12 protein-coding genes, 2 tRNA genes and 1 pseudogene are annotated in these 12,852 nt (G+C 72.0%); 3 read left to right on the forward strand and 12 right to left on the reverse strand.

Going from position 1 to position 12,852, the window contains the following annotated elements:
- Positions 1-59: 59 nt before the first annotated feature.
- The 6 genes from B4K29_RS04115 to B4K29_RS04140 all read right to left on the reverse strand — a co-directional run bounded on the left by B4K29_RS04115 (position 60) and on the right by B4K29_RS04140 (position 2,774).
- Positions 60-1,148: a UDP-N-acetylmuramate dehydrogenase gene (locus B4K29_RS04115; protein ID WP_286966454.1), complete on the reverse strand. Its 1,089-nt coding sequence runs from the start codon at positions 1,146-1,148 to the stop codon at positions 60-62.
- A gap of 115 nt (positions 1,149-1,263) precedes the next feature.
- Complete coding sequence (locus B4K29_RS04120) at positions 1,264-1,713, reverse strand: MaoC family dehydratase (RefSeq protein ID WP_029211258.1); 450 nt, start codon at positions 1,711-1,713, stop codon at positions 1,264-1,266.
- A 1-nt stretch (position 1,714) separates the two neighbouring features.
- On the reverse strand, positions 1,715-2,161 hold the full coding sequence (locus tag B4K29_RS04125; protein WP_029211259.1) for an FAS1-like dehydratase domain-containing protein: 447 nt from the start codon (positions 2,159-2,161) through the stop codon (positions 1,715-1,717).
- Between the two features lie 196 nt (positions 2,162-2,357).
- Positions 2,358-2,528 (reverse strand): 50S ribosomal protein L33, encoded by a 171-nt coding sequence (rpmG, locus tag B4K29_RS04130; RefSeq protein ID WP_029211260.1) that lies wholly within the window; start codon positions 2,526-2,528, stop codon positions 2,358-2,360.
- Positions 2,529-2,586: 58 nt separating this feature from the next.
- Positions 2,587-2,663: transfer RNA gene (locus tag B4K29_RS04135), tRNA-Met, on the reverse strand.
- 38 nt (positions 2,664-2,701) lie between these two features.
- Positions 2,702-2,774: transfer RNA gene (locus tag B4K29_RS04140), tRNA-Thr, on the reverse strand.
- 255 nt (positions 2,775-3,029) lie between these two features.
- Here B4K29_RS04140 and B4K29_RS04145 point away from each other — a divergent pair.
- The 3 genes from B4K29_RS04145 (at position 3,030) to B4K29_RS04155 (ending at position 8,103) form a co-directional block, all read left to right on the forward strand.
- Positions 3,030-4,940, forward strand: a complete 1,911-nt coding sequence (locus B4K29_RS04145) for a 2-oxoacid:acceptor oxidoreductase subunit alpha (protein ID WP_286966455.1) — start codon at positions 3,030-3,032, stop codon at positions 4,938-4,940.
- The gene (locus B4K29_RS04150; protein ID WP_019286379.1) at positions 4,937-6,019 is read left to right on the forward strand and encodes a 2-oxoacid:ferredoxin oxidoreductase subunit beta; all 1,083 of its coding nucleotides are present in this window, start codon (positions 4,937-4,939) and stop codon (positions 6,017-6,019) included. The genes B4K29_RS04145 and B4K29_RS04150 overlap by 4 nt, the downstream gene beginning before the upstream one ends.
- Positions 6,020-6,141: 122 nt before the next feature.
- Positions 6,142-8,103 (forward strand): glycoside hydrolase family 2 protein, encoded by a 1,962-nt coding sequence (locus B4K29_RS04155; RefSeq protein WP_286966477.1) that lies wholly within the window; start codon positions 6,142-6,144, stop codon positions 8,101-8,103.
- Between the two features lie 60 nt (positions 8,104-8,163).
- On the opposite strand, the gene B4K29_RS04160 is transcribed toward B4K29_RS04155, so the two are convergent.
- The 6 genes and pseudogenes from B4K29_RS04160 to B4K29_RS04185 all read right to left on the reverse strand — a co-directional run bounded on the left by B4K29_RS04160 (position 8,164) and on the right by B4K29_RS04185 (position 12,838).
- Positions 8,164-9,345: an aminotransferase class I/II-fold pyridoxal phosphate-dependent enzyme gene (locus B4K29_RS04160; RefSeq protein WP_034252435.1), complete on the reverse strand. Its 1,182-nt coding sequence runs from the start codon at positions 9,343-9,345 to the stop codon at positions 8,164-8,166.
- A gap of 20 nt (positions 9,346-9,365) precedes the next feature.
- Positions 9,366-10,370: pseudogene (locus B4K29_RS04165) on the reverse strand (NAD(P)/FAD-dependent oxidoreductase).
- Positions 10,352-11,083: a hypothetical protein gene (locus tag B4K29_RS04170; RefSeq protein WP_286966456.1), complete on the reverse strand. Its 732-nt coding sequence runs from the start codon at positions 11,081-11,083 to the stop codon at positions 10,352-10,354. The pseudogene B4K29_RS04165 and the gene B4K29_RS04170 overlap by 19 nt, the downstream one beginning before the upstream one ends.
- Positions 11,084-11,173: 90 nt before the next feature.
- The gene (locus B4K29_RS04175; protein WP_286966457.1) at positions 11,174-11,914 is read right to left on the reverse strand and encodes a hypothetical protein; all 741 of its coding nucleotides are present in this window, start codon (positions 11,912-11,914) and stop codon (positions 11,174-11,176) included.
- Positions 11,914-12,252, reverse strand: a complete 339-nt coding sequence (locus B4K29_RS04180) for a PadR family transcriptional regulator (RefSeq protein ID WP_286966458.1) — start codon at positions 12,250-12,252, stop codon at positions 11,914-11,916. The genes B4K29_RS04175 and B4K29_RS04180 overlap by 1 nt, the downstream gene beginning before the upstream one ends.
- 172 nt (positions 12,253-12,424) lie before the next feature.
- Positions 12,425-12,838 carry a hypothetical protein gene (locus tag B4K29_RS04185; RefSeq protein ID WP_286966459.1) on the reverse strand — a complete coding sequence of 138 codons (414 nt, stop codon included), beginning with the start codon at positions 12,836-12,838 and terminating at the stop codon, positions 12,425-12,427.
- Between the last annotated feature and the right edge of the window lie 14 nt (positions 12,839-12,852).

Consider the following 12,852-nt stretch of genomic DNA (forward strand, 5'->3'; position numbering starts at 1 on the left):
CGCGCGGATCTACCTGAGGTAGTCACATCCGCCTGGCGTGCGAAGGCGGGCCGATGTGACTACCTGAGGTAGGTCGGGAGGGAGAGGTTGACGAGGACCGGCTCGTTGACCAGCGTCACGCCGAATGCCTCGTGGACGCCGTCGCGGACCGTGCCGGCCAGGGCCAGGACGTCCTCGGCCGTGGCCCCGCCCCGGTTGGTGACGGCGAGGGTGTGCTTGGTGGACAGCGAGGCCTCGCCCGGCAGCCCGAAGCCCTTGGTGAAGCCCGCCTTGTCGATGAGCCAGGCGGCGCTGGTCTTGACCATGCCCTCCCCCGCGTCGAAGCGCGGCGGCTCCGGGCCGTCCGCCCCGAGGTGGGCGCGAGCCCGCTCCTGCAGGTCCGCGAACTCGCGCGCGAGCAGGATCGGGTTGGTGAAGAAGGAGCCGCAGGACCACGTGTCGTGGTCGTCCGCGTCGAGCACCATCCCCCGCCGGCGCCGCTGCACCAGCACGGCCTCGCGGGCGTCCTGCAGCGGCACGCGCGTGCCCAGCGGCACGTCCAGACCGGCCGCGAGGGCGGCATACGCCACCGGGCGGGAGAGGTCGGCGGCCTCGAGCTGGAAGGCGACGTCGAGGACGACATAGCGGTCGGCGCCCTTGAACACGCTGTGGCGGTAGGTGAAGGCGCAGTCGTCGGGGAAGAACGTGCGGACGCGCTGCTCACGCCGGTCGTAGACGCGGACCTGCGCGATGGTCTGGGCGACCTCCTGGCCGTAGGCGCCGACGTTCTGCACCGGGGTGGCGCCGGTGAGGCCCGGGATCCCGGACATGGCCTCGATGCCCGCCCAGCCCTCGGTCACGGCCCGCTCGACCAGGCCGTCCCAGGACTCCCCCGCCGCCACCCGGACGAACGCGCCGCCGCAGTAGTCCTGCGACTGCACGTCGACGCCCTGCGTGGCGACCCGGACGACCGTGCCCTCGAAGCCCTCGTCGCTGATCACGAGGTTGGACCCGCCCGACACGAGCAGCAGCGGCTCGTCGGCGTCGTCGACCTCGCGCACCGCGTCGACGAGCTCGTCGGTCGTCTCCACGGTCACCAGCCGGGCGGCGGGGCCGCCGACGCGCATCGTGGTGAGCGGTGCGAGGGGCGCGTCGTGCTCGACCTGCATGGATGTCCTTCGGGGGATCGGAGGTATGACGGGTCCACCGGCGCTGAGGCCTGGTGACCCTGAGGCCTGGTAACGCTGAGGCCCAGTGACGCTGAGGCCAGGTGGCGCGGCGCCGTCAGAGGCGGACGACCGCGAGCGCGCGCCCGAGGACCTTCTTGCCCTCGCACGTGGCGCTGATCTCGACCGTAGCCCGTCCGTCCTCGACCTTCTTGACGACACCACCGAGGACGACCTCAGCTCCGGTGTCGTGAGGGACGACGACGGGGGCCACGAACTTGGTGGAGTACTCCACGACGCGGCCCGCGTCACCGCACCAGTCGACGACGACCTGGACGGCCGAGCCCATCGTGAGCATCCCGTGGGCGATGACGTCGGGCAGGCCCACGCCCGTGGCGAAGCGCTCGTCCCAGTGGATCGGGTTGCGGTCCAGGCTCGCGCCGGCATAGGCCACCAGCATCGCGCGGGTGATGGGCAGGGTCCGCTCGGGCAGGGTCTGGCCCACCTCGACCGCACCGAGATCGGTGCTGCTGGCGCTGCCGGTGCTGCTGGTGCTGCTGGTGGTCATGTCAGTCCTCTCCCCGGATGACGAGGGTGCTCGTCGCCGTGCAGCGGGCCTCGCCGCCGACGGTCGCGAGCTCGCTGCGGGTGGTCACCATCGCGTGGCCGCCGACGAGGCGGACGGTGTCGACGGTCATCGTCGCCACGACCTCGTCCCCGGCGGTCAGGGGGTGGTGGTGCACGAACTTCTGCTCGCCGTGGACGACGCGGCTGAAGTCGACGCCCGCCTCCGGGTCCTCCATCAGCTGTCGGTCGGCCTGCTGGGCGATCAGCACGGCGAAGGTCGGCGGGGCGATGACGTCGGCGTAGCCGCGGGCGCGGGCGACCTCGACGTCGGTGTGGACCTCGTCGACGGCTCCGACGGCCCCGGCGAACTCCGCGATCTTGGCCCGGCCCACCTGGTAGGGCGCCGTCGGCGGGTAGGTCCGCCCGGCGAACTGCTCGTTGACTGGCATGGGCGTCACCCTAACGGCGTCGCGCGGTTACCCGCCGGTCGTGGGCGGCCCGTCTAGAACTGACCAGTCGACGAAGACGGCGCGTCGGGAGCTGACCGGTCGACGAGGGGGGGGCGGTGCGGCATACGAGCCGGTATGACGCACGAGCGCCGCCCCTCCGGGTGGAGGGACGGCGCTCGGGATGCGCAGGACGCGCTCAGCGGGTCTCGCGGTGCGCGGTGTGCTTCTTGCAGCGAGGGCAGTACTTCGCCAGCTCGAGCCGGTCGGGGTGGTTCCGACGGTTCTTCTTGGTGATGTAGTTGCGCTCCTTGCAGTCAGTGCACGCCATGGTGATCTTGGGGCGAACGTCTGCGGACTTGCTAGCCACGGGGCAACCTGCTCTCGGAGTGGGTGCCGGAGGATCCGGCCTTGCGAAACGATGAACTTGGTAGCGGGAGCGGGGCTCGATCCCGCGACCTCACGATTATGAGTCGTGCGCTCTAACCAGCTGAGCTACCCCGCCTTGGGACAAGCCCCACCGCGGTGGACGGGGCTTGCGAGAGCCCCCTGTCGGAATCGAACCGACGACCTTTTCCTTACCATGGAAACGCTCTGCCGACTGAGCTAAGGGGGCCCGAGTGCCTAGGCGCTCGGAAGTGCACTCGTTGGGAGTGCGTCGACCAAAATACACGGGTTGGGCCGAGAGATGAAATCGGGGTGACGCCCCCAGGGCCTGCTCCGGCGCCAGCCCCCGCCGCCGCAGCACGTCGGCGCCCAGCATGTGAGCCCTACCATGGACGAAGGTGCCCGACGGCGCCAGCCATGCATAACATGGCGTTTGGTTGATCCAAAGATGTCGTGTCGATGAAAGCGAAGTGAGTTCGCCCTTATGGCCACCAAGGCAGTCCACCGGCTCGAGCGTGTCGTCATCCGGTTCGCAGGAGACTCCGGTGACGGCATGCAGCTGACCGGCGACCGGTTCACCTCGCAGACCGCCGTGCTCGGCAACGACCTGTCGACCCTGCCGAACTTCCCGGCCGAGATCCGGGCACCGCAGGGCACCCTCCCCGGCGTCTCGAGCTTCCAGCTGCACTTCGCCGACCACGACGTGCTCACGCCGGGCGACAACCCCGACGTCCTCGTGGCGATGAACCCGGCGGCGCTCAAGGCCAACCTGCCGGACGTGCCCCGCGGCGCCACCGTCATCGCCGACCAGGACGAGTTCACCAAGCGCAACCTCGGCAAGGTCGGCTACGACAGCAACCCGCTCGAGGACGGCTCGCTAGACAGCTATCACCTGCACGCCCTGCCGCTGACCTCGATCACCGTCGAGGCCCTGGCCGACTTCCCGCTGTCCCGCAAGGACAAGGAGCGGGCCAAGAACATGTTCGCCCTCGGGCTGCTGTCCTGGCTCTACACCCGGCCGCTGGACTCGACCGAGAGCTTCCTGTCCGCCAAGTTCGGCAGCAAGCCGGACATCCTCGCCGCCAACGTCGCCGCGCTGCACGCCGGCCACGCCTACGGCGAGACCACCGAGGACTTCGCGGTGGCCTACGAGATCGGCCCCGCGCCGATGCGGCCCGGGCTCTACCGCAACATCACCGGCAACACCGCCCTCGCCTACGGCCTCGCGACCGCCGCGTACAAGGCCGGCCTGCCGCTCGTGCTCGGCGCCTACCCGATCACCCCGGCCAGCGACATCCTGCACGCCCTGTCCGGCTTCAAGAGGTACGGCGTCACCACGATCCAGGCGGAGGACGAGATCGCGGGCATCGGCGCGGCGCTCGGCGCATCCTTCGGCGGCGCCCTCGGCGTCACGACCACCTCGGGCCCCGGCCTCGCCCTCAAGACCGAGACCATCGGCCTCGCCGTCTCGCTCGAGCTGCCACTCGTGATTGTCGACGTCCAGCGCGGCGGCCCCTCCACCGGCCTGCCCACCAAGACCGAGCAGGCCGACCTGCTGCAGGCGATGTACGGCCGCAACGGCGAGGCACCGGTCCCGATCGTCGCCGCGCAGTCCCCCAGCGACTGCTTCGACGCGGCGCTGGAGGCCGTGCGCATCGCGGTGACCTACCGCACGCCGGTGTTCCTGCTCTCGGACGGCTACCTCGCCAACGGGTCCGAGCCGTGGCAGGTCCCCTCCGTGTCCGAGATCGCCTCGATCGACCCGGGCATCGCGACCGAGCCCAACGCCACCGCCGCCGACGGCACCCCCGTCTTCCACCCCTACCTGCGGGACCCCGACACCCTGGCCCGCCCGTGGGCGATCCCCGGGACGCCCGGCCTCGAGCACCGCGTCGGCGGGATCGAGAAGAAGGACGTCACCGGCGAGATCTCCTACGACCCCGACAACCACGACCGGATGACCCGGCTGCGGGCGGCCAAGGTCGCGGGCGTGGCCGGCATACCCGACGTCGAGGTCGACGACCCCACCGGCGAGGCCAAGGTGCTCATGCTCGGGTGGGGCTCGACCTACGGTCCGATCAGCGCGGGCGTGCGCTACGCCCGCTCCACCGGCGCCGAGGTGGCGCAGGCCCACATCCGGCACCTCAACCCCTTCCCCGCCAACCTCGGCGAGGTCCTGCGCGCCTACGACCGCGTGATCGTCCCGGAGATGAACATGGGCCAGCTCACCACGATGCTGCGCGCGGAATACCTGGTGGACGTGCGGGCGCTCACCCAGGTGCGGGGCCTGCCGTTCACGGCGAGCACGCTGTCCGACGCCATCCACGAGGCGCTGCACGAGCTGGACCCCCGTCATACCCCCGCTCCCGCGACCCCCAAGGAGGAGCGCGCATGACCACCATCGACCTCGGCATCCCCACCCACGGGCTCAGCGGCGTGCCGCGCCTCGCAGAGGGCGACGCCCCTCAGAACAAGAAGGACTTCACCTCCGACCAGGAGGTGCGCTGGTGCCCCGGCTGCGGCGACTACGCCGTGCTGGCCGCCGTGCAGTCCTTCCTGCCCGACCTGGGCCTCAAGCGGGAGAACATCGCCTTCGTCTCGGGCATCGGCTGCTCGAGCCGGTTCCCGTACTACCTCGACACCTACGGCATGCACTCGATCCACGGCCGTGCCCCGGCCATCGCGACCGGTCTGGTGACGGCGCGTCCCGACCTGTCGGTCTGGGTCGTCACCGGTGACGGCGACGGCCTGTCGATCGGCGGCAACCACCTCATCCACGCGATGCGGCGCAACGTCAACATGACGATCCTGCTGTTCAACAACCAGATCTACGGCCTGACCAAGGGGCAGTACTCCCCCACGTCCGAGGTCGGCAAGGTCACCAAGTCGACCCCGGCCGGCTCGGTGGACCACCCGTTCAACCCGCTCTCGCTGGCGCTCGGCGCGGAGGCGACCTTCGTCGCCCGCACCATGGACTCCAACCGCAAGCACCTGCTCGAGGTGCTGCGCGCGGCGGCGGAGCACCGCGGCACGGCCTTCGTCGAGATCTACCAGAACTGCCCGATCTTCAACGACGGCGCGTTCCAGCTGCTCAAGGACCGCGGCGAGGCGGCGGCCCGGCTCGTGCACCTCGAGGACGGACAGCCGGTCCGCGCGGGTGCCGACCACGTCGTCGTGCGGTCCGACTCCGGCTCGCTCGACGTCGTCCACGAGGGCTCGGTGACGGACGAGAGCCGGATCGTCGTCCACGACGCCGGCGCCGACGACCCCGCCCAGGCCTTCGCGCTGTCGCGGCTCGACTCCGGCGATCACCTGCACGTGCCCATGGGCATCTTCCGGTCCGTCTCCCGACCGACCTACGACGACCTCGTGCGCGGCCAGATCGCCGGTGCGGTTACCTCCGCCGGGGGCCCCGCGGGCGACGCCGACCTCGACGCCCTGCTGCGCGGCAAGGACACGTGGACCATCGGGTGAGGGTCGCCGGGCGGGCGGCCCGCCTCGCGTGGCGGGCCCAGCAGGCCGTCTGGCGCCGACGCCCCTCCCTGCGGCCGGCTGCCCAGCCGGTGCTGGGAGCGGCGCCGGACCTGTCCGTCGGGGTGGGGTCGGGCGTCCCGCGCCCCGAGCACCCGCGTCCGCAGCTGGTGCGGACGCGGTGGCTGAACCTCAACGGCGAGTGGGAGTTCGAGACCGACCGCGGCGACAGCGGCTACGAGCGGGGGCTGGTGTCCCGCCCGCTGTCGGGCCGGATCCTCGTGCCGTTCTGCCCGGAGTCGACGGCGTCCGGCATCGGGGACGAAGACTTCCACGAGGCGGTCTGGTATCGCCGGACGGTGGTCGTGCCGGCGTCCTGGGCCGGGGCCGACGCGTGGCTGCACCTGGGCGCCGTCGACCACGACGCGACCGTGTGGGCCAACGGCGTCGAGATCGCCCGCCACCGCGGCGGGTTCACGCCGGTGTCCGCGCCCCTGTCCCGCGCCGGGGTGGGCCCGGGCGACACCGTCGAGATCGTCGTGCGGGCGCGTGACCCGCGCCGCGGGCCGCAGGCGCGGGGCAAGCAGGCGACGAGCTATGCCCGGTCGGGCTGCTTCTACACCCGCACCACCGGCATCTGGCAGACCGTCTGGCTCGAGGCCGTCCCACCGGTGCACGTGCGACGGCTGCACGTCTCGCCCGACCTCGCGGGCGGGGCGCTGGACGTGTCGATCCCGTTGAGCGGCAACCTGCCCGGTGGCCGGGTCGTCGTGGAGGTCACGCGCGACGCAGGGCTGGGCGACGCCGGTGCTGGGCCGGGGGACGACGGTGGCGGGTCGGGTGACGTCACGGACCGCACCGACGACGCCGACGCCGGGGCCGCCGTCGTGATCGCCTCCGCCACGACGCGATCCGACCTCGACCTCGCGCCACGGGTGCGAATCACGCTGCCGGAGGCAGAGATTCGTCCCTGGTCACCCGGCGACCCACACCTCTACGGCCTCGTCGTGCGGCTGGTCGACCGCGACGGGGAGGTCGTCGACGAGCTGACGTCATACGCCGGGTTGCGCTCGATCTCGGTGCACGGCAACGAGATCCGCCTCAACGGCGAGCGACTGTTCCAGCGGCTCGTCCTGGACCAGGGCTACTGGCCCGGGACGCTGATGACGGCCCTGTCGGACGCCGCGCTCGAGCTCGACATCCGGCTGGGCCTGGCGGCGGGATTCGACGGAGCCCGCCTGCACCAGAAGGTCTTCGAGGAGCGCTACCTCTACCACGCCGACCGGCTGGGCTACCTCGTGTGGGGCGAGTTCGGCGACTGGGGCGCCAAGGTGCGCGAGGGGCACGGCGAGATCCAGTCCCCGACAGCATCCTTCGTCACCCAGTGGGTCGAGGTGCTGCAGCGGGACGTCAACCACCCGTCGATCATCGGGTGGTGCCCGCTCAACGAGACCGAGCAGGACCTCGCCGACGACATCACCGTCCTGGACGACGTGACGCGGGCGATGTTCCTGGCCACCAAGGCGATCGACCCGACGCGACCGGTCATCGACGCGTCCGGGTGGTCGCACCGCGTGCCCGAGACCGACGTCTACGACGCCCACTGCTACGAGCAGCGACCGTGGAGGTTCCGGGTCCTCATGGAGGGGCTGGCCGCGGGTGAGCCTCTCGTCGACCTGCCCGGCCAGGACTGGTCCGTGCCGTACGCCGGACAGCCCTATCTCGTGTCGGAGTACGGCGGGATCTGGTGGGCGCCAGCGGGATCGGGTGACGCGTCCGGCGGAGCCGAGGGGCAGGACGGGACTCGCACCGACGGGGCTCACGCCGACGGGACCGACCAGGACAGCTCGTGGGGCTACGGGCAGCGGGTGCGGGACCTGGACGAGCTGTACTCGCGCTACGAGGGGCTCACGCGCGTGCTGCTCGACGACCCCGGCGTGGCGGGCTACTGCTACACCCAGCTCACCGACGTCTTCCAGGAGCAGAACGGCATCTACGCCTTCGACCGCTCCCCCAAGCTCGACGCCTCGCGGATCGCCGCGATCCAGCGGCGGCCGGCGGCATACGAGCAGGTCGACGACCGCTGAGCCCCCCACCTCATCCCCGACATCGGGGAGCGGGGAGCGGGGAGGTGAAGGGCGGAGTGGTCAGCCGGTGACGAACCGGGCCAGGCGGTCGAAGCCCTCGGTGACGTCGGCCGGGCTGCCGGCGTAGGAGATGCGCACGAAGTGGCTGCCGTCCAGCGCCGGGTCGCCACCCGGCCGTGAGGGGGCGAAGTCCACGCCGGGGGTGAGGGCCACGCCCGTGCGCTCCATGACCTCGGTGCACCACGCGACCGAGTCGCTCGTGAGGTGCGCGACGTCGCACCACGCGTAGAACGCGCCGGACGGCGGCACCTGGTCGTGCACGCCGATCTCCGGCAGCCGCTGCAGCACGAGGTCACGGTTGTGGGCGTATCGCTCGACGTGCGAGCGCAGCTCGTCCTGCGCGTCCGGCGTGAGGGCGCCGAGCGCGGCCGCCTGGCTGACGGCGGGCGGGCACAGGTTGAGGTTGCCGAGGAGCAGCTCCACCGGCCGCAGCAGGTGGTCCGGCAGGAGCATCCAGCCGAGCCGCCAGCCCGTCATCGAGAAGTACTTCGAGAAGCTGCCGACGACGGCGGCCGCGCGGGAGGTGCTCCGCGCCGTGGTGGGCTGCGCGCCGGCATACGAGATCCCGTGGTAGATCTCGTCGCTGACGAGCAGGACGTCGTTCGCCTCGCACCAGCGCGCGACGGCCGCGAGCTCGTCCGGCGGGACGACGGTGCCCGTGGGGTTGGCGGGGCTGGCGAGGATCAGGCCGGCTGGTGGGGTCGCGAGCGCCTCGAGCATCGCGATCGTGGGCTGGTAGGCCGTCTCCGGCCCGCAGTCGAGGTCGACGACGCGGCACCCGAGGGCCTCGAGGGTGTTGCGGTAGGCGGGGTAGCCCGGCCGGGTCACCACGACCTCGTCGCCGGCCTCGAAGGCCGCGAGGAACAGCGCCGTGAACCCTCCGCTGCTCCCCGTCGTGAGGATCACCTGCCCCGGGTGGACGTCGAGGTCGTATGTCGCGGCGTAGTGCTCGCAGATCGCCTCCCGCAGAACGAGGTCCCCCACCGCCTCGGTGTAGCCGAGCACCTGACCGTCGATCGCGGCGATGGCGGCGTCCCGCGCTGCCCGGGGTGCGCCCGTGCTGGGCTGACCGACGTGCAGGCCGATCACGTCCCCGTGCGTGATCCGCCGCCGCGCAGCGGACTTCATGACCTCCATGACGTGGAACGGCGGGACCTGGCCCCTCAGCGACATTCGGCTCATGCCCACCACCGTAGGCGCCGTCACCCGGCGGCGTCGCTCGCCCCCGGCTCGTCGAGGTAGGCGTGCACGAGGGCGGCGCCCTCGCCGGAGGCCGAGGCGACGCGCTTCATGGAGCCGGCGCGGACGTCGCCCACGGCGAAGACGCCCGGCAGGTTGGTGGCGAACGACGCCGGCGGGCGGCCGTCGGACCAGCAGGTCTCGTCCGTGTCGGGTCCCGTGCGCACGAACCCGCGCTGGTCCAGGGACACCTTGGGCGGCAGCCACGCGCAGTGGGGCTGGGCGCCGAGGAGGAGGTAGAGGCCGGCCGCGTCGACCCGTCGCTCGTCGCCGGCGGTGTCCCGCAGCGTGAGCCAGGCGAGGCGCGGGTCGCCGCCGCCGTCGACGACCTGGGTGCGGGGCAGGACGGTGATCCGACGGTTGCCGTCGAGCTCGCGGATCAGATAGTCGCTCATGGTCGCTCGCAGGTCGTCGCGCCGGATGACGATCGTCACCGACCGGGCGAACCGGCTGAGGTGCAGGGCCGCCTGCCCCGCGGAGTTGCCGCCCCCGACGACGTAGACGTCCTGGCCGGCGACCTCGCGGGCCGAGGAGGCGGCGGCGCCGTAGTGCACGCCGCGTCCCACGAGGGCCTCCAGCGGCTCCACGCCGAGCCGGCGCTAGGTCACGCCCGTCGCGATGACCACGGCGCGGGCCTCGAGGGCTGCTCCGTCCGCGACGGTGATGCGGTGCAGCCCGCCGGGCCGCAGCTCGGCGCCGTGCACCCGCCCGGGCTCGAGCGCCTCGACGGGGGTGCCTGCGAAGAAGCGCGCCCCGAACCTGATGGCCTGCATGCGGGCTCGCTGCGCCAGCCGCATCCCCGAGATGCCGCGCGGGAAGCCGAGGTAGTTGCGGATCATCGAGCTGCTCCCGGCCTGCCCGCCGATGGCGTCGGCCTCGACGACGACGGTGGTGAGGCCCTCGCTGGCGCCATACACGGCCGCCGCCAGGCCCGCCGGACCGGCACCGATCACGGCCAGGTCCGCCACGAATCCCTCGCCAGGGCGTCGAACCCGCCGTAGAGCGCCCGCCCCACGTCCGCGATGGTCGCATCGACGATGGTCTCGCGCCCGTGCGCGACGATGACCGGGAGGACGGGGGTCTCCTGGCCCTCCCGAGCCAGGCCGTCGAGGATCGCCCGGCCCTCCTCGGAGCTGTCGACGACCGAGCGGCAGGGCATGCCCATCCGGTCGAGGAAGTCCCGGATCCCTGCGGTGCGAGGGCAGTTCGTCTCGCACACGATGGTGAGCATCGGCACCTCGGGGGCCGCGACCGTGGCGCCCCAGTCGGAGAGCAGGTCGGTGACGGCCGCGTGGAACTCCTCGTCGCGCGGCCCCCGCGGCAGCATGAGATAGGTGTCGATGGCGCCGCGCTGCTGCGCCTCGCGCATGGCCGGGAAGTGCTGCGTGGCGTCCGGACCGACGAGGAGCACGAGGCGCTTGGCCGTCGGCAGGGCCTGGTGCAGGACCCGCAGGGCCAGGAGCGCCGTGCTGTCGGGCAGATCCACCTCGGCCGCGACCAGGGCCACGAGACGCTGGCGCGCCGCGAATCCCTGGGCCACGTCGAGGGCCTCGTCCAGCCCGGTGGTGAGGACGAGGTCGTAGTCGGTGCCGTAGCGCGCTGCCAGCTCCCGCTCGATGTCGGGGCCGTGCGCACCGCTGACGACCAGGATGGCGGGGCGGTTGCGGTCCTCGGCAGGCATGGCGGTCAGTCTGCCGTATGACGAGGCGGGGTGCGCCTCCCCCTGACGCGCACCCCGCCCCGAGCTCCTACAGCACCGCGCGGTGCCGTGTCAGCCGGCCGTGAACCAGGTGAGGGCGCCGAGCGCCACCGCGGCCAGCACGTAGACCCAGCCGCTGGCGGCCGCGAAGGCTTGCGCTGCCGCGCTGCCCCGACCGTCGGCGGTGTCAGATCGGCTGTAGCGGTCGCGACCGTCCCGCGGGTCGCGGACCGGGTCGGTCGGACGGCCGGCCAGACGCCGGTTGCCGACCACGGACAACGCCAGGAGCAGTGCCGCCACGAGGCCCATGACCAACGGATCCGCGGAGAACGCCGTCTGCTGGAGCACGACCGAAAGGGCGGTCGCGCCCACGAGCCCGGCGCCCAGGAAGAGGGACCCGGCCACCACGTGACGCAGCAACGCGGCCAGGACCCGCGCGGTCAGGAGCACGAACACGGCCAGGAAGGCGAACGAGGCCAGCTGACCGACAGAGATCTCGACCTCCTGCCCCAGGCGCACGGCCCGGATCGTGGCGGTGGCTGCCGTCAGACCCATCAGGCCCGCCACGACCGGCCCCAGGAGGCCCAGCCAATCCCTGGCCGTGGCGGTGATCAACAGGTCGTTCGGGAAGTCCAGGCTGGCGGCGTACTCCCGCGGGTCGCCGAAGGCTTCCTGAGCAGTCTCCCCGCTCTCCGCGCAGTGGGACTCGACGGCCGCGGCGGCATCGCCGATCGCGTCCCCGCGCACGTCTCGCAGCCGCAGTGCGATGACGAGCTCCTCGATCCACTTCCGATCCTGTGCCGTCATGGTCATCACTGCTCCTCCTCGGAGATGAAACGTGTGGTGTGGTGGGCGAACTCGCGCCACTGGGTGGACTGCCGCCCCAGTGCCTCTCGGCCGTCGACGGTGAGCTGGAAGTACTTGCGGCCGGGGCCGCCGTCGCCCTGGCGCCACTCGGTGGTGACCTGGCCGGCCGTCTCCAGGCGGCTGAGCAACGGATAGAGCGTCCCGCCCTTGATCGCGCCGAACCCGTTGTCCTCGAGGGTCGTCGCGATGGCGTAGCCATAGGTGGGGCCGTCCGCCAGGACCCGGAGGACCGCCAGGGTGAGGAGTCCTCGGAGCCATTCGCTCGGCCACGGTTGCTGGGGCATGGCTAGACAGTATCTCTACTTAATCAGCCTGTCTACCTAGAGCGTCTGACTAGTTTGCTCGGATCCGTAGCAGATCTTCGGGTTGGAAGCCGAAGATCTGCCACGGAGGCGAATGCAGGCTGGACGAGGAGGCGAGTGCGGACGAGGGGGCGGGCTCGGGCAGGAGGGCAACTCAGATGCGGCCGGCTCGGCGACGGGCCGGCCCGTGGCGGCGACGGGCGCGCACCCGCGCCCTCTCGACCCGCTCCAGCAGGAGCGCGGGGGTGTCGAGCATCTCCTTGCTCACCCGCACGACCTCCACCCCGAGGTCGCGGACGTCGTCCTCGCGGACCTTCTCGCGCAGCAGGGCGTCGTTGCGCGTCGTGTCCTGCGGGCCGGCGACGTACTTGACCTCCCCGTCGTGCTCGAGGGCCACCCACTCCCCCTCGAGCATCGCGTCCAGCCTCCGGGGCCCGCGCCGGGTCATGACCGGCACCTGGGGCTCCAGGCGGTAGCCCAGGCCGTGCGCCACCCACGTCATACGAGACTCGCCGGGGGACTCGTGCCTCACGTCCACGAGGTGCAGGACCGCGGCGAGGCGCGCCACGCTCCGACGGCCAG

The sequence above is a fragment of the Arsenicicoccus sp. UBA6765 genome, from assembly GCF_002453335.1.
In the GTDB taxonomy this organism is placed as follows: domain Bacteria; phylum Actinomycetota; class Actinomycetes; order Actinomycetales; family Dermatophilaceae; genus Arsenicicoccus; species Arsenicicoccus bolidensis.